We start from the raw sequence: 26,359 nt of genomic DNA on the forward strand, positions 1-26,359 counted from the left end.
CTCCTGGTGCCGGAGCCGTTCGTGCCGCCCGGAGTGCTCACAGGCTGGTCACTTCCTGCAGCCGGCTCCGGAGGGAGGCCCCGGTGTCCGGGTGGTACTGGAGGACGTGGGCGGGCTGGACGTAAACGGTAGCCTTGCTGCCTGTGGCGGGGTGCGTCCCGCCGTCTTCCTTGACCAGCAACCGGATATCGGCGCCGTGGCAACGGACGACGTACCGGCTGTGCAGGCCGTGGTAGGTCTTCGAGACCACGGTTCCCTGCACCGGGACAGCTGTGCCGTTGCCGGCGGCGGGGTCGAGTGACGCCTTTTCCACGCGCAGGTAGGAGCTGGCCGCAGGATCGAGGGCGTGACTTGATTGCCGGTTCAGTTCCGCGACGAATTCGGCGGTGAGCCGGGAGCTGTCCCCGATGAAATTGCAGACGAATTCGGTGGCCGATTCATCGTAGATGCTCTGTGGAGTGCCTATTTGCTCCACTACCCCCTTGTTGAAAACGGCCACCCGGTCGCTCATGGCAAGAGCCTCGTCCTGGTCATGGGTGACGTAGACCGTGGTGATGCCGAATTCGCTCTGGAGGTCCTTGAGCTGCTGCCGGAGCTGGTGGCGCAGTTTGGCGTCCAGATTGGAGAGTGGCTCGTCGAGCAACAGGATCTTGGGCTGCAGGACAAGCGCCCGGGCGACGGCGACGCGCTGCTGCTGCCCGCCGGACAGCTCGGCCACGTTCTTGCGCAGCTGGTCTTCGGACAGGTCGACCCGCCGGGCGATGTCGCGGACGAGGCGGTCGCTCTCGGCCGGCTTCTCTTTGCGGACGCGGAGGCCGAAGGCGATGTTCTCCCACACGCTCATGCTGGGGAACAGCGCATAGTTCTGGAACACCATGCCGACCTGGCGCTTGTCGCTCGGGAGCCGTGTGACCGCCTTCCCGTCGACGAAGACCTCGCCGGCAGACGGCTCGATGAACCCCGCCAGCGTGCGCAGGGCGGTTGTCTTTCCGCAGCCCGATGGTCCCAGCAGCGTGAAGAATTCCCCCGGCTCCACCTGGAGATCGAGGTTGGGAATGGCGGTGAAGTCGCCGAAGGTGACTTTGATGTTCTCGAAACGGATCATGGCGGCCTGTCTTGTGCTGAGCGGCGAAGCGGGGTTTTCAACGGGGAGTGGCGCGGGCGGCAGCCGGCTGGCCGGCCGCCGCCCGCCCGAGGTCAGCTCATGTATTCCAGTTCGATCTTTTCAACCCACTTGCCCATGTTTTCCTGCACGAAGTTCCAGTCAATGTCCTGCTGCTTGAGCGTGTTGAAGAACTCGACGACCTCCGGCTTGGCCTGCGCGACCGCTGCCTTGTTGACCGGCATCGAGTTGAACTGCTGGGACCACTCACCCTGCGTCTTAGCGCTGCCGAACCAGTTGATGAACTTGAGGGCCTCGTCCTGCTTGTCCGTTCCCTTGACCAGGGCCACCTGCTCGATGGCCAGCGGCACGCCAACGGACGGCATGACGGTCTCGACGTTGACCTTGAACGTCTTTTCGCGTTCGGTGATGATCGATGACGGCATCTGCCCCATGTCCGTCTCTCCCGAGGAGATGCGGGCGAAGAGGTCGGTCTTGGCGACAGCCGGGGTGCCGTTCTTGAAGTAGCCTTCGATCTGCTTCCAGCCCTCGTCCGAGACGCCCAGATCGCCGCCGTCGTCCTTGTATCGGGTCAGAATGCTGGCGAAGACCAGCTGTGCGGTGGCGGTGCCCACACCGGTGACGCGCTCGTAGCGGGACTTGAACTTGTCCTGGGCCCACAGGTCGGTCCAGTCCTTGGGGGCCTCGTCCTTGCTGAACTTTTCGGAGTTGTAGCCGAGGAGGATGGCCTGCTGCACCAGCGGCCAGTAAGCCTTGCTGTCCGACTTGTCGCCCTTGGCGGTGTCGACGTCCCCGGACCACGACGGCGTGTACGGCTCGATCGCGCCGGCGGCCTTGATCTGCTCGAAGTACATGTTATTCAAGCCGAAGGCTACGTCCGCGATCGGGTTGTTTTTCTCCGCAATCAGCTTGTTGGTGGCGTCCGCGCCGCCGGCACCGACGATTTCGATCTTGAAGCCGGCTTCCGCCGCCTTCTTCGTCAGCCATTCGCCACGGCCTTCACCGTTGGAGTTGGTGTAGACGATCAGCGTCTCGCCGGACGGCGGTCCCGAGGGGGCGACGGCGGCCGGCCCGGTAGCGGCTCCGGACGGGGCGGGGGCCGCGGCGCCCGCTCCACAACCGGAAAGGAGGGCGACGGCGACGGCGCCGGCAACCATGGTTTTCAATCTGCGCACGAGTGAGACTCATTTCTGAACGGGGCCAGATGGCATTTGTCCGGCCAGCCTATAGCGGACGCCACCCGAATCGAGGGGTTATGACTATCAAATCGATAAAATAGCTGTCCTGGGCCACCGAGTCTGGTGTGTCCGGGTAAACGATGTGCGCCCCAGGCCCAAACACGCTGTGAACATCCGGGCCATCGACAGGCCCACGTGCCGGGAATAGCCTTAAGCCGTCCCAAAAAACCCGACAAGGAAGACGGAGGTGCCCGAAATGGGAACCGCAGAAAATGTTGAACTGGTCCGGCGGGGGTACGAGGCCTTCAACACCGGGGATATGGCGGCCCTCAGCGAACTGTTCGCGGAGGACGCAGTCTGGCACGTGGCCGGAAGCGGCGTGCTGTCGGGGACGAAAACGGGCCGTGACGCCATCCTGGCGTACTTCGGCGAACTGGGAGCGCGTACCCAGGGCAACTTCCAGGCCAATGTCGAGGAAATCGTCGGCGGGGAAAACCACACGGTCGCGATCCAGCAGACCCACGGCGAGAGCAACGGCAAAACGCTCGACATGGGAACCGTCATCACGTTCGTGGTCCGTGACGGGAAGATCGCCGAGGGCCGGGAGTACTTCGAGGACTCGGCGAAGGCGGACGATTTCTGGGTCTAATCGAGCGGGCCGCGCCCAGGGCACCGGAGCGCCCGGCTAGTCCTCTTCGAGCGTCTCCGTGAGGTGGTGCGTCGGGATCCGGTCCCGGTCATAGGTGATCTCGGTGTACCCGTGCGGTGCGGGCTTGCCGTGCGGATCGAGGTTCACGAAGATGATTTCCTCGATGGTGAGGATGCTCTGGCGCGTGATCATGTTCCGTACCTCGGCGCGCATGGTCAGTGACGTCCGGCCGAAGCGGGTGGCGGTCAGCCCCATCTCGATCAGATCGCCCTGGACTGCCGAGCTCACGAAGTTGATTTCGGAAATGTACTTGGTGACGGCCCGGCCGTTGCCAAGCTGCAAGATCGCGTAGATCGCCGCTTCCTCGTCGATCCACTTCAGCAGGCTTCCGCCGAACAGCGTGCCGTTCGCGTTGAGGTCTTCGGGCCGCACCCACTTGCGGGTGCGGAAGGTGATGTCGGCCGGTTCCATAGTGCGAGGTTAGCCGACGGCTGCCCGGCGGGCCCTGTGTGACGGGATCCTGCGGGACCCGGCGCCGGCCGTAGACTCGGGGCATGGAGGCTCTGTCGGTTGTCGGCGGCGGCATCGCGGGACTGGCGCTCGCCGCATGCCTTGACCCCGTGCGCTTTCGCGTGACCGTCCACGAGCGGCGGGAGGAGCCGCCGTCGGTGGAGACGTCCCTGGCCATGTGGCCGGAAGCCCAGCGGGCCCTGGATCAGGTGGGTGTTCTCCCGGCGGTCCGGGCGGCCGGCTCAGGGTTTGGCGGCATGGCACTCCGCGACGGATCCGGAAACGCCCTGCTTACGGCCCGGCCATCGGGAGTTCTCGGGGTGTCCCGCGCGGACCTGCTCCGGCTGCTGGACGCCGCGGTCCCCGCCTCGGTGGTCAGGGCCTACGGCCCGGTGGCGTCGGTGCCGCGGCCGGGCCTGGTGGTCGGCGCCGACGGGGTGCACAGCATTGTCCGCCGGAGTGTCTGGGGCGAACGCACCAGGGCCAGGCTCACGCCCTATCTTGCGCTGCGCGGCATCATCGACGGTGCGGTCCCGCCTGGCGGCGGCGGTGAATACTGGGGCCGCGGGCAATTGTTCGGGATAGCGCCGGCGTCCCGTGGCCGGACCTACTGGTACGCCTCCTACCGGTCGGACCTGGGGCCTGCCGGCGTCGGCGTCGACGAGGCCCTGGCCCTGACGCGCGCGCGCTTTTCCGGCCGGGCTGCCGCCATTGACCGCGTCCTGTCGGCAGCGGCGCCGGGGGAGACGCTGGCTCAACGGGTCTGGACAGTGCCATTTCCGGGCAGCTACCAGCGGGACGGCGCGGTGCTGGTGGGGGACGCGGCGCACGGCATGACGCCGAATCTGGGGCGCGGTGCCTGCGAGGCGCTGATCGACGCGGCAATCCTCGCGGATCTGCTCAATACGAGGCCGCTTCCGGAGGCCCTGCGGACCTACAACCGGCGGAGACTGCTGCGCAGCCAGGCATTGCGCGTGGCCTCGGCCGCCATGGCCCGGCTGGCGCTCGCGGAAAAGGCCCAGCCGCTGCGCGACGGCCTGCTGCGGCTGGCCCACAGGCCATGGGGCACTGCCGCCGTCGAACGTTGACGCCGCTCAGGCCATGGCCGTGTGCGCTGCGCTGTGCGAGTCGATGGCCTTCGCGTAGCAGTAGGAGTGTTCCACCCCGATGTACGGCCCGAAGTTCGGCACCGGGACAAAGCCCGAATTCTCGTAGAACTGCCGCCCGTCAGTCTGCACCGAGCCGGCCTCCGCGGTGATGGACGTGATGCCGAGCGAGTGGGCATGCGCCTCAAGGGCCGCGAGGATGGAGCTGGCCACGCCCGAGCCGCGGGTGTACGGGAGCACATAAAGCCGTTTGATCTCGGCCGTGTGCTTGTCCAGGATGCGCAGGCCGCCGCAGCCCACCGGCTGCCCGGACGCCTTGTCGTGGGCGACGAGGAACACTGCCGTGTCAGCCTCCGACGGCGGCGGGCCGGGTTCGTGGTCGTTCGTGCCGAAGCGGGCATCGAGTTCGGCCTGCTGGGCGGCGCGGAGGTCCGCGCCCACCGGGTTGGCCCAGGTGACCTGCCGGATGTTGAGCCGCGGATTCGTCTGCATGGCTGCCTCGCTTCGCCGAAGGGTTATGCAGATTAAGGCTAGGCGGCGCCGGTTTCGGCCGTGTTTCCTGCGCGTTAGGGTTCGGAGAATTCGGCTACAGCGTGCGGCCGGTGGGGTCCTCCGCCGTCGGATCCACCAGCGCCAGGCCGCCCACGGGGCTGTCGTCCCAGTGGATGAGCCGCCAGCCGGCGCCGGGATCCCCTTCCAGCGCGACAATCCCGGTATTGGCGAGGACATGGCGGGCGGCGAAGCCCGCCTCCATGTTGCGGACCCGAAGGCCCGCCCAGACGCGGATCGCGGCGCCGTGGCTGACCACGGCCACCGTTCCGGCGCCGCCGGACGCCGCGCCTGTGCCGGAGGCTGCTGCGGCGGCGATCCGGGCGATCGAGGCATCGTAGCGTTCGAAGAACTCGTGCCCGCTGGGACCGCCCGGCATCCTGCGGTCCAGTTCCCCGTCCGCCCACCCGAACACCGTTCCCAGGTAGCGCAGGTGCGATGCCTTGTCGGTGAGCTTCTCCAGGGAGCCGGCTTCGATCTCGTGCAGACCCTCCAGCACCTCGATCTCCAGGCCGCGGGCGCTTGAGAGCGGTGCGGCAGTGATCTGCGTGCGGATCAGCGTGGAGGCATAGAGGGAATCGATCTGTTCATTCGCCAGCGACCGCGCCAGGACGGCGGCCTGCCGCTCCCCGAGCTCGGTCAGCCCGGGGCCCGGGTGGGCGGTGTCCAGCTGGCCCAGGACATTTCCGGGCGTCTGGCCGTGGCGGATGAGCAGGAGCCTCATGCGAGGTGGTCCACCAGCTTGTCCGCGATGCCGGTGTATTTGCCGGGGGTGAGCGCCAGCAGCCGGGCTTCGGCGTCCGCGGACAGGCCCAGGCTCTGGACAAACTCCTGCATCCTGGCCGCGTCGACGCGCTGCCCGCGGGTCAGGTCCTTAAGCCGCTCGTACGGGTTTTCCATGCCTTCGACGCCGGCGATGGCCTCCGCGCGCATGACCATCTGGATGGCCTCGCCCAGGACTTCCCAGTTGGTGTCAAGGTCCGCGGCCAGCACGTCCTCCGCAACCTTGAGCCGGTCCAGTCCCTTGGCGACGTTGGAGATGGCGAGCAGCGAGTGGCCGAATGCCACGCCGATATTGCGCTGCGAGGAGGAGTCGGTGAGGTCGCGCTGCCAGCGGGAGGTGACCAGGGTGGAGCCCAGGACGTCCAGCAGGCCGGAGGAGATCTCCAGGTTGGCCTCGGCGTTTTCGAAGCGGATCGGGTTCACCTTGTGCGGCATGGTGGAGGAGCCGGTGGCGCCCGCGACCGGGATCTGCACGAAGTAGCCGATCGAGATGTAGCTCCAGATGTCGGTGCAGACGTTGTGCAGGATCCGGTTGAACCGCGCGACGTCGGCGTACAGTTCCGCCTGCCAGTCGTGGCTTTCGATCTGCGTGGTCAGCGGATTCCAGCTCAGGCCCAGGCCTTCAACGAAGCCCTGGGCGACCTGCTCCCAGTCGGCGCCGGGGACGGAAGCCACATGCGCGGCGTAGGTGCCGGTGGCGCCGTTGATCTTGCCGAGGTATTCGGTGCGGGCGATGCGGTCCAGCTGGCGGGTCAGGCGGTGCGCGATGACGGCCAGTTCCTTGCCGAGCGTGGTGGGGGTGGCCGGCTGGCCATGCGTGCGGGAGAGCATCGGCACGGCGCGGTTGGCCTCCGCCATCGCGCTGATCTGCGCGACGAGCTTGCGGGCGGCGGGGAGCCAGACATCCTCCACGGCGCCCTTGACGCCCAGGGCGTAGGAGAGGTTGTTGATGTCCTCGGACGTGCAGCCGAAGTGCACCAGTGCGGTCAGGTGTTCGATGCCGATGCCGGGCAGGCGGCGGCCGATGTAGTACTCGACGGCTTTGACGTCGTGCACGGTGACGGCTTCGATGTCGGCCAGTTCGGCGACCGAGCCGGCGTCGAACTCGGTGACGATGGCGCGGAGTTTGTCCTGCTGCTCCGCGGTCAGCGGGCCGGCGCCGGGCAGCACATTGTTGCCGGTGAGGTGGATGAGCCATTCGACCTCGACGGCGACCCGGTCGCGGTTGAGGGCGGCCTCCGAGAGGTAGTCGACCAGCGGCGCGACGGCGGACTGGTACCGGCCGTCCAGCGGGCCGAGCGCGATCTGTTCTGCGGACGCGGCGAGGGCCAGGCGTCCGGACGGCGTGCGGGTGTCAGCTGTGGCGGCAGTTTCAGGCATGTCCCGATTCTTTCACGAAGTCCCGCCGGGCCTTAAGTGCGCTGATCCATGTGACTTGGGGACGGGTTTGTACCCCCGTTCGCCGAGCGGTGCCCTGCCGGGTTGTCCACATGGGGAAGCGGGGTACTTCAGCCTGCGCGGCAGGGACCCTAGCGTCGATGGTATGACCACCGGAGTAGCCAGTATCAGCGCCGCCTCCGCAAGAAGCTCGACCGGCAGCTCCGGCACGGGCAGTGGCGGAACGGCCGGGGCCGTGTTGGCTTCCGATGCCGCGGCGTGCGCATCGCGGAGCTACGAGGTCCAGCAGCTGGCGGCCCGTGTGGCCGCCTGCGCGGACAACGCCGACGCCGTGCTCGCCCGGCTGGCCAGCGTGGAAATGGGGAGCTGGCAGTCCCCGGCGGGCCGGGCCTACCGGACTGCCCTGTCCCTGCAGGCCTCATCCCTGCGCCGCAGCCGGACGGCCCTGCAGGAGGCTGTCACCCTGGTCCTCCGGCATGCCCAGAACGTGGTGCAGTCCCCGGGCCGGCCGGGCTGATGGCGGAAGCCACGCCGGCTGGCTCCGGTGCTGCGCCCGTCCCAGTCCCGTCAGTGGACGGGATGTTGCGGATCCGGGGCGGAGTGGGCGGACTCAGTTTCCAGTTCGAGGAACTGCTCGCCGGGGCATCGGCACTGGACGGGATCGTGCGGGAGCTGGCGGCCGTGGACGAGGAGGCGGAAGCCGTGCGCCGCGCCCTGTTTGCGTACCAGTACGACTCGTACACCAGCGGCAGCAGTGCGATTGTCGCCGTCGGGGAGGCGGCCCGGGACGTCCGTCGCGTCCGGATGGAGCTCGAGGGTCTGGTCAGCGCAGTCCGGGCGAGCCACCGGGAGTACGAGTTCGCGGAAGCGCGGAACGCGCTGGTTCTGCGGATCGGCCGGACCGGCCCGGCGTACGGGCCCCTGTGGGGGCTGTTCGGCCTGCCTCCGGTGACGCTGCGCGACACCGTCGAGGACGAGGTAGGGCTGGCGCCGGCAAGGCTGGCGCAGTTACTCGGACTGCCCCCCGGCCAGACCGCGGCAGGAGGGCCCGACGGCGACGTGAGGGGCGCGGTCCGCGGATTGACGAACGCTCCCGGCCTGGAGTTCCTGCGCCCCCGGCCGGTCCGGATCATCGGCAAGGAAACCTGGCGCGAGGAGGCCGACGTCTCACCGGCCGGGCTGCTGCTGCGTGCCGAAGCCGTCGGCCGGAACAGCGGGGATATCGAGGTCCTCGGGCTGGGGGAGCCCGGCAGCCGAGCCTGGGTGGTGGTTATCCCAGGAACGCAGCTGGACGGATTGCCGCAGGGCACCAACCCCTTCGACGCCGGCGGCATCGCAGAGGGCCTCGGCTACGACTCGGCCGAGACCGCCGCGGCCATCCGCCGGGCCCTGTCGGAAGCCGGCGCCGAGGCGGGAGACCAGGTGGCCGCCGTCGGATACAGCCAGGGCGGCATCCACGCCATGAACCTGGCCCGGGACAAGGCGTTCCTGGCCGACTACGACCTGAAGTTCGTGCTGACCGCGGGGTCCCCGGTGGGCGGAATCGAGCCTGCGGGCGGCATCGGCAGCCTGCACCTGGAGCATGAAGCGGACTGGGTGCCCGGGGCGGACGGACTGCCCAACCCGGACACAAAGGACCGCGTGACTGTCACTTTGACCAGTCCGATCCCCGGACCGGAATGGCTGGGGCCGGGCCTGGGTCCCGGCCACGCCATGGGACGGTACGCAGACGGCGCCCGGGAAGTCGTGGCAAGCCGGGATCCATCCCTGGAGGCGTCGACCGCCGCGCTCGCTGCCGTGGTCGGGGCGGGCGGCACGGCCACCGTGACGCGGTTTTCCCTGCGGCGTGAAGCGATGCCGCCGGGGCGGGAAGGAAGGCCCGAGGCGCCGGGGCCACGGCGCAGTCCTGGAGGAAAACCCGCAGACCGCCCGCAGCAGCCTGCAGCCTAGCCCGGGCTGGTCCTGTCCCTTTGCCTACCGGTCGAGCGCGGGAAGAAAGCTGGCTACGAGGGAAATGGCGCTAATGATGAGGGCTGCGAACACCGCGGTCCAGAAGAAACTGTCAATCGTGAAATGCACGGTGGTGTAGCTGCTGATCCAGGACGTCAGGTAGAGCATGCCGGCGTTGATGACCACCGTGAAGAGGCCCAGGGTGAGGATGGTGATCGGCAGCGACAACAGGCTGACGATGGGTTTGACGAAGGCATTGACGAGGCCGAAGATCAGGCCGATGAACAGGTAGCCCAGAATGATGCTCATGGTGCCATTGCCCGCAGTGGTTATATCCAGCCCGGTGAGGATCCAGCACGCGATTGCCAGGGCCAGCCCGTTGATGATGACGCGAACGATGAATGAGCGCATGGGCCCATGCTGTCATATCCCCGCCGGCAGCGGCAGGGACCATATCCCCCTATTCCAACCAGCCTACTGCGGCGCGGACCCGAAGTAGGCTGGTTGGCATGACTTCTTCTGAGAACACGGCCGGGGGCATCCGGCCCCGCCCGGTGGTAGACCTCCTTCCCCGCTACGCGGCCGGCAAGCCGCCCGTCCCCGTCGAGGGCCTGGCCAGCTACAAGCTTTCCTCCAACGAAAACCCGCTCCCCCCGATCCCTGCAGTGCAGCAGGCCATCGCGGCGCAGACCGACTTCAACCGCTACCCGGATCCGCTGAGCAGCAGGCTGCGCGGCAAACTGGCCGAGTTCCTGGACGTCCCCGCCGAGGACATCGTCACCGGCGCCGGAAGCCTCGGGGCACTCAACCAGCTGCTGGCCACCTTTGCCGGGCAGAACGACGACGGCAAGCCCGACGAGGTCATCTACGCGTGGCGCTCCTTCGAGGCATACCCGATCTGCGTCGGGCTGGCCGGCGCCGAGAGCGTCCGGATCCCGCTGACCGGCGACGGCCGCCACGACCTCGACGCCATGGCCGAAGCCGTGACCGCGCGCACCCGGATGATCCTGCTGTGCACGCCCAACAACCCCACCGGTCCTATCCTCACCACCGAGGAAACTGAGGGCTTCATCAAGCGGGTCCCCTCCGACGTCGTGGTGGTCATCGACGAGGCATACCAGGAGTTCGTCCGCGACGAACACGCCGTCGACGGCATCGAAATGTACCGGAAGTACCCCAACGTTGTTGTCCTGCGGACCTTCTCGAAGGCCCACGGCCTTGCCGGGCTGCGGGTCGGCTACAGCGTTTCCCAGCCCGACCTCACGCAGCACCTGCGCGTCGCAGCCACACCCTTCGCCGTTTCCCAGATCGCCGAGACTGCGGCCGTGACGTCGCTGGAGCACTTCGGCGAGGTTGTAGAAAGGGTACAAAGCCTCGTGGACGAACGGGACCGTGTCACCGCCGGGTTGCGGGACCTGGGCTGGTTCGTGCCCGAGGCCCAAGGCAACTTCGTGTGGCTCAACCTCGGCGCCGACAGCGCGGAATTCGCCGCCCTTGCGGGGGAGAGGGCCCTTTCGGTGCGCGCCTTCGCCAACGAGGGGGTGCGGGTCAGCATCGGCGAAACCGAAGCCAACACCCGCTTCCTGGAACTCTGTGCGATCTATACAAAAGCGCCGCGGCGTTCCTAGCGCTTAACATGACGGCCGCGGCCGGCACGCTGCGGCTAAAGTAGGGACGAGTAAGCCAAAATATATGCCGGACCGGGAATGTATAACCGGTCCGGCATATATCCCAGCGATTGCGGCGCATTCGGATGCGGCAAGCAAGGAGACGGTATGGGCGCCACACATCTGCCCTCTACCGAGTTCGACGGAACCGACATAGAGGACCAGCTCGAGGCGGAAGCCGAAGCCCGCATGGGCGATCCTGCCGAGCCGATGGTGCAGCTCCTTGCTCCCGACGGCACGCTCGGCTCCGATCCCGTTTTCTCGGAATACGCCGAGCGGCTCGACCCGGAGAAACTGCGCGGTTTCTATGCCGACATGGCGAAAATCCGCCGCTTCGACGTGGAGGCAACCGCCCTGCAGCGGCAGGGCCAGCTGGCCTTGTGGGTTCCGCTGACCGGGCAGGAAGCCGCCCAGATCGGCTCCGGCCGTGCCAGCCAGCCGCAGGACTACATCTTTCCGACCTACCGCGAGCACGGCGTCGCGCTGACCCGCAACGTGGACCTGGCCGAGCTGCTGCGCCAGTTCCGCGGGGTCTCCAACGGCGGCTGGAACCCCAAGGACACCAACTTCCACCTCTACACCCTGGTCCTCGCCGCCCAGACCCCGCATGCCGTGGGGTACGCCATGGGCATCCAGCGCGACCAGAAGTTCGCCGCGTCCGCCGCACTCGCCGACGGAACAGCCGGCCAGGCAACGGAGCCAAAGGCTGCCGTGATGGTCTACTTCGGCGACGGGGCCAGCTCCGAAGGCGACGTCCATGAGTCCATGGTGTTCGCCTCCTCCTACAAGGCCCCCGTGGTGTTCTTCTGCCAGAACAACCACTGGGCGATCTCCGTCCCCAGCTCCGTGCAGACGCGCGTCCCGCTCGCCAACCGCGCCAAGGGATACGGCTTCCCCGGAATCCGGGTGGACGGCAACGACGTGATCGCCGTCCACGCCGTCACCGAGTGGGCGCTGGAACGTGCCCGCCAGGGCGAGGGGCCCGTGCTGATCGAGGCCTTCACCTACCGCGTCGGCGCGCACACCACGGCCGACGATCCCACCAAGTACCGGGAATCCGCCGAGGAAGGCCGCTGGCGGGCCAAGGATCCGCTGGAGCGCCTCGAGAAGTACCTCCGCGCCGAAGGTCTCGCCGACGACGCCTTCTTCGAACAGGTCAGGGCCGACGGCGACGAACTCGCCGCGTACGTCCGCAAGACCACCCACGATCTGGAGACACCGGACATCCGGACAGCCTTCGCCAACACCTACGTTGAGGCCCACCCGCTCGTGGCCGAAGAGCTGGCCTGGTTCGAGGAGTACAGCGCAGGATTCGCCGACGAGACGGAACCTGCCGACACGGAGGCGGCCAACTGATGACAACCATGACCATTGCCAAGGCCATCAACGAAGGCCTGCGCGCAACGCTGACCAACAACCCCCGTGCCCTGCTGATGGGCGAGGACATCGGGCCCCTGGGCGGTGTCTACCGGGTCACCGACGGCCTCATCGCCGAGTTCGGCGCCGACCGCGTCGTCGATACCCCGCTGGCGGAGTCCGGCATCATAGGCACCGCGATCGGGCTGTCCCTGCGCGGCTACCTCCCCGTCTGCGAGATCCAGTTCGACGGCTTCGTGTTCCCGGGCTTCAACCAAATCACCACCCAGCTGGCCAAAATGCACTCCCGCAGCAACGGCAACCTGACCGTGCCGGTGGTCATCCGGATCCCGTATGGCGGCGGAATCGGCTCGATCGAACACCACTCGGAGTCCCCGGAAGCGCTGTTCGCGCACACCGCCGGCCTGCGCATCATCACCCCGTCCAACCCGCACGACGCCTACTGGATGATCCAGCAGGCCGTCGACTGCCAGGACCCCGTGATCGTCTTCGAGCCGAAGCGCCGGTACTGGCTCAAGGGCGAGGTGGACACGGAAGCCCCCGGACACTCCGCCGACCCGTTCAAAGCCCACGTGCTCCGCGAAGGCACCGACGCCACCGTGGTGGTCTACGGCCCGCTGGTGCCGGTGGCCCTGGCCGCGGCCAACGCCGCTGCCGAGGACGGCCACAGCGTCGAGGTGATCGACCTGCGTTCCATCTCGCCGATCGACTTCGACACCGTCACCGAATCCGTCAAAAAAACGGGCCGGCTGATTGTTGCCCACGAGGCCCCGACCTTCGGCGGAATCGGCGGCGAAATCGCTGCCCGGATCAGCGAACGTGCCTTCCACTCACTCGAGGCACCCGTCATCCGAGTCGGCGGCTTCCACATGCCCTACCCGGTGGCGAAGGTGGAGGAAGACTACCTCCCGGACATCGACCGCCTCCTTGAGGCACTGGACCGTGCTCTTTCCTACTGACCGGCCCTTTCCTGCTGACGCCCCCGTACTGAGACGCCTCCCAAATCAAGGACACCATGACTCTCCATAAGTTCAACCTCCCCGACGTGGGCGAAGGGCTGACCGAGGCCGAAATCGTCTCCTGGAAGGTCAAGGCGGGCGACACCGTGGCCGTCAATGACGTCATCTGTGAGATCGAGACTGCCAAGTCCCTCGTCGAACTGCCGTCCCCGTTTGCCGGAACCGTCACGGAACTGCTGGTCAAGGAGGGCGTGACAGTCGACGTCGGAACCCCCATCATCAGCGTGAGCGACGCAGCGCCCTCCGGCGCCACGCCCGCCGCCCCGACTGCCGCCGTCGAGCCCGCTACTGCGCCGGTTGAGGCACCCATGTACGGGAAGCTGGAGGCGGACACGTCCGACGCCGGGGAATCCGCCGGGCGCCCGGCCGGCGGTCCCCTGGTCGGTTCCGGCCCTAAGGCCGACGCCGTCAAGCGCCGCCGGCGGGTCACTGCCCCGGCGGCGACAACGGCGGCTTCTACGGTCCCGGTCGCCGCTCCCGTCCCGCAGGTGGGGAGTGAGGCGCACGACATCTGGATCAGCCCGGAAGCCGTCACCCACGCGGAACGCCCGGCCGCTGCGGACAGCATCGACCAGCGCCCCACCCTCGGCGACGCCATCAGCGGCCTCGTCAGCAGGGTCCTGGCCAAGCCGCCCGTGCGGAAGATCGCCCGCGACCTCGGCATCGACCTGTCGGACGTCATCCCCACCGGTGCCCGCGGCGAAGTGACCCGCGAGGATCTGGTCAGCTACCAGGCCCAGCGCGACGCCGAGGTGGACAAGGCGGACAGCTTTTGGGGCAAGACCGGCCGGCCGCAGGAACAGCGGATCGAACGGATCCCGGTCAAGGGCGTCCGCAAAGCCACCGCGAGGGCCATGGTCGAGTCGGCCTTCGCCGCCCCGCACGTGAGCATCTTCGTCGACGTCGACGCCAGCCGGACCATGGAGTTCGTCAAGCGGCTCAAGGCCTCCCGCGATTTCGAAGGCATCAAGGTTTCCCCGCTGCTGATCCTGGCCAAGGCGGTGATCTGGGCCGCGGCCCGCAACCCCAGCGTCAACGCGACCTGGGTGGACGACCCGGACGGCGCCGACTCCGCCGAGATCCACGTCAAGCACTTCATGAACCTCGGGATCGCCGCGGCAACGCCCCGCGGCCTGATGGTCCCGAACATCAAGAACGCCCAGGATCTCTCGCTCAAGGAGTTGGCGCTGGCCTTGAATGACCTCGCCACCACCGCCAGGGCAGGCAAGACCCAGCCCGCCCAGATGCAGGGCGGCACCCTGACCGTCACCAACATCGGCGCCCTGGGGATCGATACCGGCACGCCGATCATCAACCCCGGCGAAGTCGCCATCGTGGCCTTCGGCACCATCAAGCAGAAGCCCTGGGTCCTCGACGGCGAAGTGATTCCGCGCTGGATCACCACCCTCGGCGGCTCCTTCGACCACCGGGTGGTGGACGGCGACCTCTCGGCGCGGTTCATGGCCGACGTCGCGTCGATCCTGGAAGAGCCCGCACTGCTGCTGGACTGAGCCCACGCCCGGCCTCCGTCCGGACTCCGCTGATTGCACTCCGGCGACGCTCCTGCCCAGTTACCTCGGCCGTGCCCACCCGGCGCCCGCGCATTTCCGCGGCGCGCCGGGGCTGGAACGCTTACCCGCGGCCGGTAACCGGGCAGGAACGTCGCGAGGCCCCGCTCCCCGCTTGGACCACCGGGGCCTTTGATATGCAAAACGTCCCAATAGCTTCGAAATAGATATTTCCCCTTACTAATAGGTCCTCCTAAGCTGATCTGAGCACGGCATTTCGCCTGCTCCGAGCTGCCCGGGAGCTTCAATGGAGACGCGCCACCTCAAGTACTTCATTGCCGTGGCCGAGGAGCGCCATTTCGGCCGCGCGGCCCAGCGGCTGCACATGGCCCAGCCGCCGCTGTCCCAGCAGATCAGGCAGCTCGAGGAACAGCTCGGCACGCCCCTGCTGCTGCGCACCACCCGCAAGGTTGACCTCACGCCTGCCGGGCAGGTCCTCCTGGACAGGGGGCGGCTGCTGCTCCAGGAACTGGAGTCTCTCGAGGAGGACGTCAAGCAGGTCGGCGCCGGCGCCACCGGCGTCATCCGCGTCGGCTTCACCGGGACCGCCACCTACCGGCTCATGCCCAGCATCGTCCAGGCCGCCCGCCGCGCCCTTCCGGGCCTCCGCATCACCGTTCAGGGCGAGATGCTGACACCACAAATGGAGTCCGCGCTGGAGGAGGGCCGGATCGACGTCGCTGTCCTCCGGCCGCCGGTCCGTTCCGGAGATGTTGCGCTCAAACTGCTGGAACAGGATCAGCTGGTCGCCGCACTCCCGGCCGATTCACCGCTGGCTGACACCGGGATCCTCGAGCTGGCGGACCTCGCCGGCCAGGACTTCATCGGCTATCCGAGCTATTCCGCCGTCAGCAGCATCGTGGTGGACGCCTGCCGCAAGGCCGGGTTCCAGCCCCGGCTTGTCCAGGAAGCGAGGGAGACCTCGACTCTCCTCTCGCTCGTTGCCGCCGGGATGGGGATCGCCCTGGTGCCAATGACGTCCAGGATGTTCTCCTTCCAGGGCGTGGTGTTCCGCCCGCTGCGCAACCCGCCGCCGGTCGACCTCGCGGTCGCGTGGAACCGCAACACCGAAACGCCCCTCCTGCGCAGTTTCCTGCAACTTTTCGACTCCCTGCCCACAGCCGCGCCAAAGGAACCCAGCCGTGAAAATTGAACGCATTGAGGCCATCCCGTACTCGATCCCCTACGCGCGCCCGCTGAAGTTCGCCAGCGGTGAGGTGACCTCCGCGGACCACGTGCTGGTCCGGATCTACACGGATACCGGCATCTGTGGTGTCGCCGACACCCCGCCGCGCCCCTACACCTACGGCGAAACCCAGGACTCGATCGTCTCGGTGGTGACCAAGGTCTTTGCCCCGCAGCTCATCGGGCTGGACCCACTGGACCGCTCAAAGGTCCAGCAGTTGCTCCGTCGCACGGTCAATAACCCCACGGCCAAGGGCGCCCTGGACATCGCGCTCTGGGATGTCATCGGAATCTCCTTGGGCGCGCCGGTGCACAAACTGCTGGGCGGCTTCACGGACAGCATGCGGGTCTCCCACATGCTTGGCTTCAAGCCCGCCGCCGAGCTCCTCGAAGAAGCGCTCCGCTTCCGCGAAACCTACGGCATCAACACGTTCAAGCTGAAGACCGGACGGCGGCCGCTCTCCCTCGACGTCGAGGCCTGCCATGTCCTGCGGGAGGGACTCGGAACGGACACAGAGATTTACCTCGATGCCAACCGCGGATGGACGGCTAATGAGGCCATGGAGGTCCTCCGCCGGACCGAGGGCCTCGGCCTGTCCATGCTGGAGGAACCGTGCGACGCCGGCGAAGCCCTGGGCCGCCGCCGGCTGGTCCAGAACTCGAGTATCCCGATCGTGGGCGACGAAAGCGTTCCCACCCTGGGCGACGTCTCCCGGGAGCTGCTTTCAGGCGGCAGCAACGCGATCTGCATCAAGACCGCACGCAGCGGTTTCACAGAAGCCCAGCAGATCCTCGGCCTCTGTGAGGGGCTCGGTGTGGACGTCACCATGGGCAACCAGATCGACACCCAGGTCGGCAGCCTCGCCACGGTCACCTTTGGAGCGGCATTCGAGGCCACCTCCCGGCGTGCAGGGGAACTCTCCAACTACCTGGACATGACCGACGACCTCCTCGCCGAACCGCTGAAGATCGCCGACGGCGCCATCCGGGTCCGTGAGGTCCCCGGCGTCGGCGCGGCCATCGACGCCGACAAGCTGCGAAAGTACCGCCAAGACTAAGCCGTTCTGCCCACATCCTTCCCTCCGATTTCCCGACACCGCAAGGAGAACCACATGCTGTACCTGGTCCGCATGGACGTCATCATTCCGCTGGACATGCCCAAGGAGCGCGCAGACGCCATCAAGGCGGAGGAACGGGACTACTCCCAGCAGCTCCAGCGCGACGGACGCTGGGCCCATTTGTGGCGGGTCGTGGGCGAGTACTCCAATTACTCGGTGTTCGACGTCGCGGACAACGACGAGTTGCACACCCTGCTCTCCGGACTGCCGCTCTTCCCGTTCATGGACATCAAGGTGACGCCGCTCGCCAAGCACCCGTCCGCCGTCGAATAGGCACCGCCGGATTCATATCTAAAAGCTTTCAATGAGAGCGAAATAGGTATTTCCCCCCGATCAATTCCGGGCCTACCGTGGAAACAACACCGGATGTGATGCACCGCACGACGCGCAGTCCGGCGCCCATCGACAACCGTTCTTACTATCGTTCTTTTGACAAGGGAGTCACCATGACAACGGAAACCGAAGCCACAGCAGCCTCCTCGGGCGCGGGGGCAACTGCCCGCTTCCGGGAGAACAAGCAGATTGCCGCCAGCACCAGCCAGGAGCGGGTCAGCACCCTCGCCGGCCGCGTCATCAAGGCGATCAACGACACCGTCCTGGACGAAAAAGTCACGTACGAGGAGTACAACGCCTTCAAAGCCTGGCTCATCCAGGTCGGCGAGGACGGCGAATGGCCGCTGTTCCTGGACGTCTGGGTGGAACACTCCGTCGAGGAAGTCGCCAACGCCAACCGCCACGGCTCCAAGGGCAGCATCGAAGGGCCCTACTACATCCCGGACGCGCCCTCGCTCAACACCCCGGCCACCCTGCCCATGCGCGACGACGAACCCGGCACTCCGCTGCTGTTCCAGGGCCAGGTCACGAACGTCGACGGCGAGCCGCTCGCCGGTGCCCTGATCGAGCTGTGGCACGCCGATGACCTAGGCTTCTACTCCCAGTTCGCCCCCGGACTGCCCGAATGGAACCTCCGCGGCTCCATCACCGCCGACGCCCAGGGCAACTTCCAGATCAACACGATGCAGCCCGCGCCGTACCAGATCCCCACCGACGGGGCATGCGGTGCTCTCATCGCCGCGGCCGGCTGGCACGCATGGCGGCCCGCCCACCTGCACCTGAAGGTCTCCGCCCCCGAGCACCAGCTCATCACCACCCAGCTCTACTTCGAAGGCGACGAGCACGTGGCCGACGACATTGCCTCGGCCGTGAAGCCTGAACTCGTCCTCGCCCCCACCGAGCGCGCCGACGGCAAGGGCCGCGAAGTCACCTACAACTTCGTTCTCGACCCCCAGGGCTAAGCCCTTTCCCGATCCCGGGGCCGGAATCGTCCCGCCCTGGGGTCGACCCAAAATTCATTCCCAACACCCGCCGTGATGCCCCCTGCCCAAAATGCAGGTGCCGCAGCCGCACGGATCCCGGATCAGTCGGGTCAGAACATTCACACGAAAGTGAGTTACCGGTGACTAAACTCGCCTATAACGTCCAGGACGTTATCGACAACACGCCCATGGGATACAAACGATGGTCCATCGTCGTCCTCTGTTTCGTGATCGCATTGCTGGACGGATTCGACACGCAGTCCATCGCATTCATCGGTCCGGCGATCGCCGAAGACTTTGGCTTGAAGGCCACTGACATGACCTGGGTGATCACCGCCAGCACTGTTGGCATGTGCGTGGGCGCCATGTCCCTTGGCACGTTCGGGGACCGCATCGGTCGTAAGAAAACCATCTTGCTCGCGCTGGCACTTTTTGGCGTGTTCTCCCTTGCTGGCGCATTCGCCCAATCGCTGGAGCAGATTGTCATTCTGCGCTTCCTCATTGGCCTCGGCATGGGCGGCGCCACGCCTGCCCTGCTGGCTTTGACGGCAGAGTACAGCCCCAAATCCCGACGCGGCACGTTCATGACATTGGTGCTGCTGGGCCTGCCTGGCGGCGCGCTGCTCGGCGGGCTTGTGGCAGCGGCCTGGCTGCCCGTCTTGGGCTGGCGCGGAATATTTCTGGTCGGGGGTGTGCTGCCGTTGGCCATGGTCTTGATTTGCATGAGGTTGCTCTCCGAATCGCCGGTCTTCCTGGCAGCTAAGGGCACGCCCGCAGCCGACGCAGAGGCGCGTCAGATTATGGCAGCGGTCTCCGGCGGCCCGGTCAGTCCGGATGCCGTACTGACGACAAATGACAAAGCGGAGGAGCGCAGTTCCGTTGCAGCACTCTTCTCAGCCAGGTACCGGATGGTTACCATCGCAGTCTTTGCCACCTACCTGCTCAACTGGATCGCGTGGTTCCTGCTGCTGCTTTGGATGCCCACCGCACTCAAGATGTTGGGGCTGGCAGGCTCCCAGGCCGCCATGGGCACCGTGACCGTCAACGGCGCGTTCATCCTCTTTGCAATCCCGCTGTCCATCCTCCTGCCCAAGGTAAACCCCCGGAAGCTGCTGCTCGTCATGTTTGGCGCGGGGATCGTCATCGCGATTGGACTTGGATTGGCCGGCTCCAACTTTGCGCTGGTGTTCGTGTTGATCGGGCTGGCCGGCTTCGGCATTGGCGGCCAGCAGTTGGCCCTGAATTACCTGATCGCCAACGCCTACCCCACTCAACTTCGTGCCACGGCTACCGGCTGGGGAATCGGCATTGGCCGTCTTGGTTCCATCGTGGGCTCGGCCCTCGGCGGGGTCATCCTTACGGGGCTGGGCGTCTCCGGATATTTCATGGCTCTCGCTGTTCCGCTGGTCCTCGCCGGACTGGCCACTCTCCTGGTGCGGAGCAAGGCTGTCCAGGCCGAGCCTGCACCGACGGCGACGCCACTGGAACGTGAAGCCGTCAGCTAGCGCGGGCAGGAGACAGGCGGGCAGTGCCCGCCGCCGCGGCATCACGTTACGCGCGGCGGGCACCTGCCAGCCATGAATTGGCAGCAACTGACAAGCAAGGACACACAGCAATGCGTTTTACCAACAAGGTTGTAGTAGTTACAGGTGCCGCCCAAGGGATCGGTGCAGTCGTCGCCCGGAAGATTGCCGCCGAGGGCGGCAGCGTGGTACTGGCGGACCGGTCGGAGCTGGTCACGGAGGTGTGTGTCGAGTTGACTGCCGGTGGTGCTCCTGCCCGGTATTTCCTTTGCAATCTGGAAACTTATGCGGGCGCCGCGGACCTGATGGCCTACGCGCTGGCGGAGTTTGGACGGATCGACATCCTGATTAACAATGTTGGCGGCACGATCTGGGCCAAGCCCTTCGAGCACTATCAGGAAGACGAAATCGAGGCCGAAGTGCGGCGCTCTCTTTTCCCCACATTGTGGTGCTGCCGTGCCGTGCTGCCGCACATGGTCGAGCGGACGGCCGGGGTCATCGTGAACGTCTCCTCGATAGCCACGCGCAGCATCAACCGCGTGCCGTACGCGGCGGCAAAGGGCGGGGTCAACGCGCTGACCGCGTCACTGGCGTTCGAAGCCGCTTCGCACGGGATCCGCGTAGTGGCGACGGCGCCCGGCGGCACCGCGGCCCCGCCACGCAAGGTGCCCCGCAATCCCGACGCGCAGTCGGACCAGGAAGCGATTTGGTATCAGCAGATTGTCGACCAGACCACCGAAAGCACCCTGTTCAAGCGGTACGGCACGCTTGACGAGCAAGCCGCCCCGATCTTGTTCATGGCCTCTGACGACGCCAGTTACATCACTGGTGTTGTCCTGCCGGTGGGCGGAGGGGACCTCGGATAACTCCGCCCGGTCCGAACAAACAGCAGGAAGGAGACATCGATGACGCAGGACGTCATGGGAAGCATCGAAAAGCGGGAACTGCGCCAGGTATTCGGCACGTTCGCTACAGGTGTCACCGTAGTCACCACCCGGACGGACGACGGCGTTCCGCACGGCGCCACGGTCAACGCCTTCACCGCGGTATCCCTCGACCCGCCGCTTGCCCAGGTCACGCTAACCCGGGCCTCGCGCGCCGCAGGGTACCTGGAGGGTGCCCCGTTCGCCATCAACATCCTCTCCCTCGAACAGGTCGATGCGGCCCGGCACTTTGCCGGTAAAGCCGTCGGCACGGAACCGGAATGGACTCTCGACGGCAACGTACCGGTGCTGGCCGGGAATGCCGCCACGCTTGAGTGCCGGCCCTGGAACATTTACGACGGCGGCGACCACATCATTGTTGTCGGTGAGGTCATTGCCATGGAGATCACCCAGCGGGACCCGCTCGTGTTCTTCGGCGGTGAGTTCCGCACGATGGGACGCCGCGTCGAGGGAGCCCGGTGGCATCACACCGCAGGTGACCCCGAATCGGACTGGTTCGCGGGATCCAACTCCTTCACGCCGCTGCATGCCCCAAAGTCCCCCTAGCCTGCCCGGGTCATGCAGGGTTGCCACAGCCCAGTCGGAGCAAACGCAGAACCCCGCCGTTGGACATGCTCAGTGGCGGGGTTCGTGGTTGAGGCGACGGCGGTGAGGGGCTAGGTTCCCTGGTAGGCCGTCAGCAGTTCGGCCATGCCCGGGTCGCCGGCGAACCCGGCCAGGGCGATGGCGGCGGCGGTCATCGCGCCAGCGAAGCCTGTGGTGCACGCGGTCATCACGGCAAAGAACTTCCAGTCTTCGCGGAGGATGCTCCGCACCGTGTCGGGCATGCGCAACCCCGGGGAGATCATATTGGGGGCGCTGTCCACGGACCCGTCGTCAAGATAGGCGACGACGCGGCCGGACTGGCGGTCGACGCGCATGGTGCTGATGTGGTTGCCGTGCCGGGCCAGGAGAATGTCGTGGCCAACGTACTGGCGGCGCGGAAGTGTAAGCATTTTTCATCCCCTGAACTGAGAAAAGTGTGATGTCCACACCGTTGGGGGCACCTCCAATTTTACCGCCGGCACAGTGCCGCGGCGGGTTGGATTCCGCGTGAGGCTGCCCACTGGGCGTGGTGACCCGCGTCAACGGCCGGTCCTGCCCACTCCGGCATTGTCCTGTCCACGGCGGCACGGCGGCACTAGAGTGGCACCAGCCCCCGCCAGCCCGGCGGACGCGGATCAAAGGAGATGTTGCGTGTTTTCCAGCCCGTTCCCCGATGTGGAAATTCCCGATGTCAGCCTCTATGACTACCTCTTTGGCGGTCTGGAGGAGGCGGACCTGGACCGGATCGCCGTCGTCGACGGCACGAGCGGTGCGGAGACCAGCTACCGGACGCTGGTGGGGCAGATCGACGCCGTCGCCGGAGCCGTGGCGGCACAGGGACTGGGCGTCCACGGCGTCGCGGCGATCCTTTGCCCCAATATCCCGGCCTTCGCCGTGGTTTTCCACGGGCTGCTGCGCGCCGGCGCGACGGTCACCACGGTCAACTCCCTGTACACGGCGGACGAGATCGCCCTCCAGCTTGCCGACGCCGGCGCGGAGTGGTTGTTCACCGTCTCGGCCCTGCTCCCCGCAGCCCAGGAAGCCGCCGCCCGGGCCGGGATCCCGGCCGGCAGGCTCGTCGTCCTCGACGGCGCCGCCGGCCACCCGTCGCTGCGGGACCTGCTGACCTCCGGCGCGCCGGCACCGGTCGTCAGCTTCGACCCCGCCACCCACGTGGCCGTGCTGCCGTACTCCTCCGGGACCACCGGCCGGCCCAAAGGCGTGATGCTCAGCCACCGGAACCTCGTGGCGAACGCGGAGCAGTCCCGCGGGCTGCTCAAAGTCACCCCGGAGGACCGGCTGCTGGCACTGCTGCCGTTCTTCCACATCTACGGACTGACCGTGCTGCTGAACCTCGCCCTGCGCCAGCGTGCCTGCCTGGTCACGATGCCGAAGTTCGAGCTGGCCGAGTTCCTGCGGATCATCCAGCACCACAAATGCAGCTACCTGTTCATCGCCCCACCGGTGGCCGTGGCCCTGGCCAAGCATCCGATGGTGGCCGAGTACGACCTCAGCTCGGTGCACACGACGCTGTCCGGCGCGGCGCCGCTCGACGGCGAACTGGGCAGCAGGCTGGCCGAACGCCTTGGCTGCCGCGTCCTGCAGGGCTACGGCATGACGGAGATGAGCCCGGTGTCCCACCTGATTCCGGTGGACGCCGCGGACCTGCCCGTCAGCTCGGTCGGCTACACCGTTCCCAACATGGACTGCCGGCTGCTGGATCCAGCCACCGGGGACGATATTGAGGTCCCGGCGGAGGGCACCAGCGCGCCCGGCCACCTGCTCTGCCGGGGACCGAACGTGATGCTCGGTTACCTCAACCGGCCCGGGGAAACGGCCGACACCCTCGACGCCGACGGCTTCCTGCACACCGGGGACATCGCCACCGTGAACGCCGACGGCGTGGTTACGATCGTCGACCGGCTCAAGGAACTGATCAAGTACAAGGGCTACCAGATCGCCCCGGCGGAGCTGGAGGCGCTGCTGCTGACGCACCCCGGCATCGCCGATGCCGCGGTGATCGGAACGCCCGACGCCGACGGCCAGGAAGTGCCGATGGCGTTCGTGGTGCTTCAGCCCGCGGACGGCGGCGAGCCGCTCGACGAGGCCGCGGTGATGGACTACGTGGCTGCCAAGGTGGCGCCCTTCAAGAAGATCCGCCGGGTGGAGTTCATCGACGCCGTGCCGAAGTCCTCCTCCGGCAAGATCCTGCGCCGGAAGCTCAAGACCGCAGGGGCGGCAGCCGGGTAGCCCGGCGCCACCCCCTGGGCAGCGCCGGACCGCCGGCGCTGCCTAGCTGGCCGAGTCGGTCTTGGCGATGTAAACGTCGCAGGGTGCGTTGTGGGCCACGGAGTTGGCAACGCTTCCGAGCACGCGGCCCAGTCCCTGCATCCGCCGGTTGCCGACCACGATCAGCTGGGCACCGGAGCGGGCCGCTTCGTCGATCAGGGCCTCGGCGGGTTTGCCGCGGGCGGCCGCGTACGTGACATGGAGCGCCGGGGTGCGGAGGCTGTCGGCAACGCTTCGGGCGACCTTCTCCGCGTCACCAGCGTCGGAAACGATCCACTTGTCGCTGCCGCTGCCGTAGATCTCGGTCCTGTCGCTGTCGAAGGCGCTGACCACGTGGAGGGTGGCCCCCAGCGAAGCGGCCAGGTCACGGGCGGTGTGCGCGGCCTTCAGGGCAGTCTCGCTGCCATCAACACCGACAACAATAATTCCGGTCATGAATTACTCCTTGAGGTCAACGAACGGCTGGCCATACACCAATGACTCAGGCTACAGCGCGGCGATGGCTTCCCGCAGGACCGGGGCCAGCCGGCGGACTCCCTCGCGGATGGACTCCGGCGGGACGGCGCTGAACGCCAGCCGGATCTTGTTGGAGGGGTCGTCGGAATGCGTGAATGCCGCGCCCGGAATGAAGACCACCCCGGCGTCGATTGCCTTCGTCAGCAGCGGGTAGGTGTCCACACCCTCGGGCAGGGAGACCCAGACGAAGAAGCCGCCTTCCGGCCGGGTCCAGCTCAGGCCCTCCGGCATGTACTCGTCGAGGGCGGCCAGCATCGCATCGCAGCGTTCCTTGTACAGCCCCCGGTACGTCTCGATCTGGCCGCGCCAGTCGTAGTCGCGGAGGTAGGCGGAGACCAGCATCTGGTTAAGGGTGGGCGGGCACAGGGTGACCGCCTCCGAAGCCAGGTAGTAGCGGCGCTGGAGGTGTGCGGGGACAAGGGCCCAACCGATCCGCAGGCCCGGCGCGAAGATCTTTGAGAAGGACCCCATGTAGATCACGTCGTCCGGATTGTCGGCCCGCAGCGGGGTGAGGGGCTTGCCGTCGAACCGGAGCAATCCGTAGGGGTTGTCCTCCAGAACCAAGATATTCGCATTGCGGCATATATCAACGACCTGCTGCCTCCGCTCCGCCGACAGGGTGATGCCGGAAGGGTTGTTGAAGCTCGGGATGGTATACAGGAATTTGATGTTCCTGCCGGCGGTCTGCAGGGCGGCGATCTTGGCTTCGAGGAGGTCCGGGACGATGCCGTCGCCGTCCATCGGCACGGTGGCGACCTCCACCTGATAGGCCTCAAAGGTGTTGAGGGCGCCGACGTAAGTGGGGTCCTCGACCAGCACCACGTCGCCGGGGTTGCAGAATACCTTGGTCGCGACATCCTGGGCGGACTGTGAACCCGCGGTGATCACCACGTTCTCCGGTTTGGCGTCCAGGATCCCTTCGGCGGCCATGACTTCGCAGATCTGGGTCCGGAGCTCCTCGGTTCCCTGCCCGCCGCCGTACTGCAGGGCGGTCATGCCTTGTTCGGCGACGATCTTTGCGGCGGTCTGGCCGAGCCGCTCCAGCGGCAGGGACTGGAGGTACGGGCTTCCGCCGGCCAGCGACACGAGGCCGGGGCGCATCGAGATGTCGAAGACATCGCGGACTGCCGATTGCTTGATATTGGCTGCGCGCTCCGAGAACAGGTCCTCGTGGCGGTGGGCGGACGTAGCCGCACGTTCGATTGCGTCAATTGCCTCGGCCGGAAGAAATTCTGCGGCGGCATCAAGTGTTTCGTGGGTCACATCTCCCAGAATACAACCCTTGTTGCTACGGGGGAAACTTTTGTTTCCAAACTGTTTTTTTGCTGCGGAAACGGACAGCCGCTACGTGGATCCACGTAGCGGCTGTCTGAAATCGGCGCGGAATCGCCGCGAGGCTATGCCGCGGAGGCCGTGCGGGATTCTTCCAGCGCGTCGAAGACGCCCTTGATCTGCTCCACAACCTCGGCGTCGTCCTTCGGGTGGACCTCGGCGAAGCGGACCATGGAGCCCGGAACTGCCAGCTTGACGTCCTCCAGGACCTTGGCGCCGGCGATGCCGACGGCCTTGCGGGCCTCGTCCTGGGCCCATACGCCGCCGAACTGGCCGAAGGCGGTGCCGACGACGGCGGTCGGCTTGCCGCTGAGGGCGCCGGCGCCGAAGGGGCGTGACAGCCAGTCGATGGCGTTCTTGAGCGAGGCCGGGACAGTGCCGTTGTGCTCCGGGGTGACCAGGAGCAGGGTGTCGGCGTCGTTCGCGGCGGCGCGCAGGGCGGCTGCGGCGGCCGGGACCTGGCCCTCGACGTCGATGTCCTCGTTGTAGAACGGGATGTTGCCGAGGCTGTCGTGGATGAGCACCTCAACCTGCTCCGGCGCGTTCAGCTGGATGGCTTCGGCGAGCTTCTGGTTGGTGGAACCGGCGCGCAGGCTGCCGACCAGGGTGAGTACGGTGTTCTTGGACATGTGAACTCCTAGGTGTCGCGCCGCGGATGGTCCTGCGGCTGGCTG

Annotated in this window: 27 protein-coding genes; 16 read left to right on the forward strand and 11 right to left on the reverse strand. The window is 66.9% G+C overall.

Annotated features, from left to right (window positions below):
* Window positions 1-37 precede the first annotated feature (37 nt).
* Both AC1DF4_RS06590 and AC1DF4_RS06595 read right to left on the reverse strand, forming a co-directional pair.
* Window positions 38-1,105, reverse strand: a complete 1,068-nt coding sequence (locus tag AC1DF4_RS06590; RefSeq protein WP_476912114.1) for an ABC transporter ATP-binding protein — start codon at window positions 1,103-1,105, stop codon at window positions 38-40.
* A 92-nt stretch (window positions 1,106-1,197) separates the two neighbouring features.
* Complete coding sequence (locus tag AC1DF4_RS06595) at window positions 1,198-2,280, reverse strand: extracellular solute-binding protein (protein WP_476912197.1); 1,083 nt, start codon at window positions 2,278-2,280, stop codon at window positions 1,198-1,200.
* Window positions 2,281-2,557: 277 nt separating this feature from the next.
* Between AC1DF4_RS06595 and AC1DF4_RS06600 the strand changes: the two genes are divergently transcribed.
* Complete coding sequence (locus tag AC1DF4_RS06600) at window positions 2,558-2,950, forward strand: nuclear transport factor 2 family protein (RefSeq protein ID WP_476912115.1); 393 nt, start codon at window positions 2,558-2,560, stop codon at window positions 2,948-2,950.
* A gap of 36 nt (window positions 2,951-2,986) precedes the next feature.
* Here AC1DF4_RS06600 and AC1DF4_RS06605 read toward each other — a convergent pair whose 3' ends face one another.
* Complete coding sequence (locus AC1DF4_RS06605) at window positions 2,987-3,421, reverse strand: acyl-CoA thioesterase (RefSeq protein ID WP_476912116.1); 435 nt, start codon at window positions 3,419-3,421, stop codon at window positions 2,987-2,989.
* Between the two features lie 83 nt (window positions 3,422-3,504).
* Here AC1DF4_RS06605 and AC1DF4_RS06610 point away from each other — a divergent pair, with 83 nt between their 5' ends.
* Complete coding sequence (locus AC1DF4_RS06610) at window positions 3,505-4,548, forward strand: FAD-dependent monooxygenase (protein WP_476912117.1); 1,044 nt, start codon at window positions 3,505-3,507, stop codon at window positions 4,546-4,548.
* 6 nt (window positions 4,549-4,554) lie between these two features.
* On the opposite strand, the gene AC1DF4_RS06615 is transcribed toward AC1DF4_RS06610, so the two are convergent.
* From AC1DF4_RS06615 to purB, 3 genes are all read right to left on the reverse strand, one after another.
* The gene (locus AC1DF4_RS06615; protein ID WP_476912118.1) at window positions 4,555-5,058 is read right to left on the reverse strand and encodes a GNAT family N-acetyltransferase; all 504 of its coding nucleotides are present in this window, start codon (window positions 5,056-5,058) and stop codon (window positions 4,555-4,557) included.
* Window positions 5,059-5,152: 94 nt separating this feature from the next.
* Entirely contained in the window at window positions 5,153-5,839 is a 687-nt protein-coding gene (locus AC1DF4_RS06620; RefSeq protein WP_476912119.1) for a histidine phosphatase family protein, read from the reverse strand.
* Window positions 5,836-7,278: an adenylosuccinate lyase gene (gene purB, locus AC1DF4_RS06625; protein ID WP_476912120.1), complete on the reverse strand. Its 1,443-nt coding sequence runs from the start codon at window positions 7,276-7,278 to the stop codon at window positions 5,836-5,838. Before purB ends, AC1DF4_RS06620 begins: the two co-directional genes overlap by 4 nt.
* Window positions 7,279-7,441: 163 nt before the next feature.
* Between purB and AC1DF4_RS06630 the strand changes: the two genes are divergently transcribed.
* Both AC1DF4_RS06630 and AC1DF4_RS06635 read left to right on the forward strand, forming a co-directional pair.
* Window positions 7,442-7,813 (forward strand): hypothetical protein, encoded by a 372-nt coding sequence (locus tag AC1DF4_RS06630; protein ID WP_476912121.1) that lies wholly within the window; start codon window positions 7,442-7,444, stop codon window positions 7,811-7,813.
* 83 nt (window positions 7,814-7,896) lie between these two features.
* Window positions 7,897-9,246 carry an alpha/beta hydrolase family protein gene (locus AC1DF4_RS06635; protein ID WP_476912122.1) on the forward strand — a complete coding sequence of 450 codons (1,350 nt, stop codon included), beginning with the start codon at window positions 7,897-7,899 and terminating at the stop codon, window positions 9,244-9,246.
* Between the two features lie 24 nt (window positions 9,247-9,270).
* Here AC1DF4_RS06635 and AC1DF4_RS06640 read toward each other — a convergent pair whose 3' ends face one another.
* Entirely contained in the window at window positions 9,271-9,657 is a 387-nt protein-coding gene (locus tag AC1DF4_RS06640) for a phage holin family protein (RefSeq protein ID WP_476912123.1), read from the reverse strand.
* Between the two features lie 98 nt (window positions 9,658-9,755).
* Here AC1DF4_RS06640 and AC1DF4_RS06645 point away from each other — a divergent pair, with 98 nt between their 5' ends.
* The 11 genes from AC1DF4_RS06645 (at window position 9,756) to AC1DF4_RS06695 (ending at window position 21,509) form a co-directional block, all read left to right on the forward strand.
* Window positions 9,756-10,874, forward strand: coding sequence for a histidinol-phosphate transaminase (locus AC1DF4_RS06645; protein ID WP_476912124.1), 1,119 nt, complete (start codon window positions 9,756-9,758; stop codon window positions 10,872-10,874).
* Between the two features lie 147 nt (window positions 10,875-11,021).
* On the forward strand, window positions 11,022-12,269 hold the full coding sequence (pdhA, locus tag AC1DF4_RS06650; protein WP_476912125.1) for a pyruvate dehydrogenase (acetyl-transferring) E1 component subunit alpha: 1,248 nt from the start codon (window positions 11,022-11,024) through the stop codon (window positions 12,267-12,269).
* Window positions 12,269-13,249: an alpha-ketoacid dehydrogenase subunit beta gene (locus tag AC1DF4_RS06655; protein WP_476912126.1), complete on the forward strand. Its 981-nt coding sequence runs from the start codon at window positions 12,269-12,271 to the stop codon at window positions 13,247-13,249. The genes pdhA and AC1DF4_RS06655 overlap by 1 nt, the downstream gene beginning before the upstream one ends.
* Before the next feature lie 56 nt (window positions 13,250-13,305).
* Complete coding sequence (locus AC1DF4_RS06660) at window positions 13,306-14,820, forward strand: dihydrolipoamide acetyltransferase family protein (RefSeq protein WP_476912127.1); 1,515 nt, start codon at window positions 13,306-13,308, stop codon at window positions 14,818-14,820.
* Window positions 14,821-15,124: 304 nt separating this feature from the next.
* The gene (locus tag AC1DF4_RS06665; RefSeq protein ID WP_441405232.1) at window positions 15,125-16,030 is read left to right on the forward strand and encodes a LysR substrate-binding domain-containing protein; all 906 of its coding nucleotides are present in this window, start codon (window positions 15,125-15,127) and stop codon (window positions 16,028-16,030) included.
* Window positions 16,020-17,120: a mandelate racemase/muconate lactonizing enzyme family protein gene (locus tag AC1DF4_RS06670; RefSeq protein ID WP_476912128.1), complete on the forward strand. Its 1,101-nt coding sequence runs from the start codon at window positions 16,020-16,022 to the stop codon at window positions 17,118-17,120. Before AC1DF4_RS06665 ends, AC1DF4_RS06670 begins: the two co-directional genes overlap by 11 nt.
* A 54-nt stretch (window positions 17,121-17,174) precedes the next feature.
* The gene (gene catC / locus AC1DF4_RS06675; RefSeq protein ID WP_476912129.1) at window positions 17,175-17,453 is read left to right on the forward strand and encodes a muconolactone Delta-isomerase; all 279 of its coding nucleotides are present in this window, start codon (window positions 17,175-17,177) and stop codon (window positions 17,451-17,453) included.
* Window positions 17,454-17,626: 173 nt separating this feature from the next.
* Window positions 17,627-18,475 carry a catechol 1,2-dioxygenase gene (catA, locus tag AC1DF4_RS06680; protein WP_476912130.1) on the forward strand — a complete coding sequence of 283 codons (849 nt, stop codon included), beginning with the start codon at window positions 17,627-17,629 and terminating at the stop codon, window positions 18,473-18,475.
* 161 nt (window positions 18,476-18,636) lie between these two features.
* Window positions 18,637-20,001 carry an MFS transporter gene (locus AC1DF4_RS06685; protein WP_476912131.1) on the forward strand — a complete coding sequence of 455 codons (1,365 nt, stop codon included), beginning with the start codon at window positions 18,637-18,639 and terminating at the stop codon, window positions 19,999-20,001.
* Window positions 20,002-20,111: 110 nt separating this feature from the next.
* Entirely contained in the window at window positions 20,112-20,885 is a 774-nt protein-coding gene (locus tag AC1DF4_RS06690; RefSeq protein ID WP_476912132.1) for a 1,6-dihydroxycyclohexa-2,4-diene-1-carboxylate dehydrogenase, read from the forward strand.
* Between the two features lie 39 nt (window positions 20,886-20,924).
* On the forward strand, window positions 20,925-21,509 hold the full coding sequence (locus tag AC1DF4_RS06695) for a flavin reductase family protein (RefSeq protein ID WP_476912133.1): 585 nt from the start codon (window positions 20,925-20,927) through the stop codon (window positions 21,507-21,509).
* Window positions 21,510-21,619: 110 nt separating this feature from the next.
* Here AC1DF4_RS06695 and AC1DF4_RS06700 read toward each other — a convergent pair whose 3' ends face one another.
* On the reverse strand, window positions 21,620-21,958 hold the full coding sequence (locus tag AC1DF4_RS06700; RefSeq protein ID WP_476912134.1) for a hypothetical protein: 339 nt from the start codon (window positions 21,956-21,958) through the stop codon (window positions 21,620-21,622).
* Window positions 21,959-22,199: 241 nt separating this feature from the next.
* Here AC1DF4_RS06700 and AC1DF4_RS06705 point away from each other — a divergent pair, with 241 nt between their 5' ends.
* Window positions 22,200-23,798: an AMP-binding protein gene (locus AC1DF4_RS06705; protein ID WP_476912135.1), complete on the forward strand. Its 1,599-nt coding sequence runs from the start codon at window positions 22,200-22,202 to the stop codon at window positions 23,796-23,798.
* A 42-nt stretch (window positions 23,799-23,840) separates the two neighbouring features.
* Here AC1DF4_RS06705 and AC1DF4_RS06710 read toward each other — a convergent pair whose 3' ends face one another.
* From AC1DF4_RS06710 to AC1DF4_RS06720, 3 genes are all read right to left on the reverse strand, one after another.
* Entirely contained in the window at window positions 23,841-24,272 is a 432-nt protein-coding gene (locus AC1DF4_RS06710) for a universal stress protein (RefSeq protein WP_476912136.1), read from the reverse strand.
* Between the two features lie 51 nt (window positions 24,273-24,323).
* Entirely contained in the window at window positions 24,324-25,616 is a 1,293-nt protein-coding gene (locus AC1DF4_RS06715; RefSeq protein ID WP_476912137.1) for an aminotransferase-like domain-containing protein, read from the reverse strand.
* 134 nt (window positions 25,617-25,750) lie between these two features.
* Window positions 25,751-26,314, reverse strand: a complete 564-nt coding sequence (locus AC1DF4_RS06720; RefSeq protein WP_476912138.1) for an NAD(P)H-dependent oxidoreductase — start codon at window positions 26,312-26,314, stop codon at window positions 25,751-25,753.
* Window positions 26,315-26,359 lie beyond the last annotated feature (45 nt).

It is taken from the genome of Arthrobacter sp. 05N429 (assembly GCF_056397045.1).

What these genes read in the sequence shown, in the direction of transcription:
- AC1DF4_RS06590 (WP_476912114.1), bottom strand. Translation starts at nt 1,105, where the DNA reads ATGATCCGTTTCGAGAACATCAAAGTCACCTTCGGCGACTTCACCGCC.
- AC1DF4_RS06595 (WP_476912197.1), bottom strand. Translation starts at nt 2,280, where the DNA reads ATGGTTGCCGGCGCCGTCGCCGTCGCCCTCCTTTCCGGTTGTGGAGCG.
- AC1DF4_RS06600 (WP_476912115.1), top strand. Translation starts at nt 2,558, where the DNA reads ATGGGAACCGCAGAAAATGTTGAACTGGTCCGGCGGGGGTACGAGGCC.
- AC1DF4_RS06605 (WP_476912116.1), bottom strand. Translation starts at nt 3,421, where the DNA reads ATGGAACCGGCCGACATCACCTTCCGCACCCGCAAGTGGGTGCGGCCC.
- AC1DF4_RS06610 (WP_476912117.1), top strand. Translation starts at nt 3,505, where the DNA reads ATGGAGGCTCTGTCGGTTGTCGGCGGCGGCATCGCGGGACTGGCGCTC.
- AC1DF4_RS06615 (WP_476912118.1), bottom strand. Translation starts at nt 5,058, where the DNA reads ATGCAGACGAATCCGCGGCTCAACATCCGGCAGGTCACCTGGGCCAAC.
- AC1DF4_RS06620 (WP_476912119.1), bottom strand. Translation starts at nt 5,839, where the DNA reads ATGAGGCTCCTGCTCATCCGCCACGGCCAGACGCCCGGAAATGTCCTG.
- purB (WP_476912120.1), bottom strand. Translation starts at nt 7,278, where the DNA reads ATGCCTGAAACTGCCGCCACAGCTGACACCCGCACGCCGTCCGGACGC.
- AC1DF4_RS06630 (WP_476912121.1), top strand. Translation starts at nt 7,442, where the DNA reads ATGACCACCGGAGTAGCCAGTATCAGCGCCGCCTCCGCAAGAAGCTCG.
- AC1DF4_RS06640 (WP_476912123.1), bottom strand. Translation starts at nt 9,657, where the DNA reads ATGCGCTCATTCATCGTTCGCGTCATCATCAACGGGCTGGCCCTGGCA.
- AC1DF4_RS06645 (WP_476912124.1), top strand. Translation starts at nt 9,756, where the DNA reads ATGACTTCTTCTGAGAACACGGCCGGGGGCATCCGGCCCCGCCCGGTG.
- pdhA (WP_476912125.1), top strand. Translation starts at nt 11,022, where the DNA reads ATGGGCGCCACACATCTGCCCTCTACCGAGTTCGACGGAACCGACATA.
- AC1DF4_RS06655 (WP_476912126.1), top strand. Translation starts at nt 12,269, where the DNA reads ATGACAACCATGACCATTGCCAAGGCCATCAACGAAGGCCTGCGCGCA.
- AC1DF4_RS06660 (WP_476912127.1), top strand. Translation starts at nt 13,306, where the DNA reads ATGACTCTCCATAAGTTCAACCTCCCCGACGTGGGCGAAGGGCTGACC.
- AC1DF4_RS06665 (WP_441405232.1), top strand. Translation starts at nt 15,125, where the DNA reads ATGGAGACGCGCCACCTCAAGTACTTCATTGCCGTGGCCGAGGAGCGC.
- catC (WP_476912129.1), top strand. Translation starts at nt 17,175, where the DNA reads ATGCTGTACCTGGTCCGCATGGACGTCATCATTCCGCTGGACATGCCC.
- catA (WP_476912130.1), top strand. Translation starts at nt 17,627, where the DNA reads ATGACAACGGAAACCGAAGCCACAGCAGCCTCCTCGGGCGCGGGGGCA.
- AC1DF4_RS06690 (WP_476912132.1), top strand. Translation starts at nt 20,112, where the DNA reads ATGCGTTTTACCAACAAGGTTGTAGTAGTTACAGGTGCCGCCCAAGGG.
- AC1DF4_RS06695 (WP_476912133.1), top strand. Translation starts at nt 20,925, where the DNA reads ATGACGCAGGACGTCATGGGAAGCATCGAAAAGCGGGAACTGCGCCAG.
- AC1DF4_RS06700 (WP_476912134.1), bottom strand. Translation starts at nt 21,958, where the DNA reads ATGCTTACACTTCCGCGCCGCCAGTACGTTGGCCACGACATTCTCCTG.
- AC1DF4_RS06710 (WP_476912136.1), bottom strand. Translation starts at nt 24,272, where the DNA reads ATGACCGGAATTATTGTTGTCGGTGTTGATGGCAGCGAGACTGCCCTG.
- AC1DF4_RS06720 (WP_476912138.1), bottom strand. Translation starts at nt 26,314, where the DNA reads ATGTCCAAGAACACCGTACTCACCCTGGTCGGCAGCCTGCGCGCCGGT.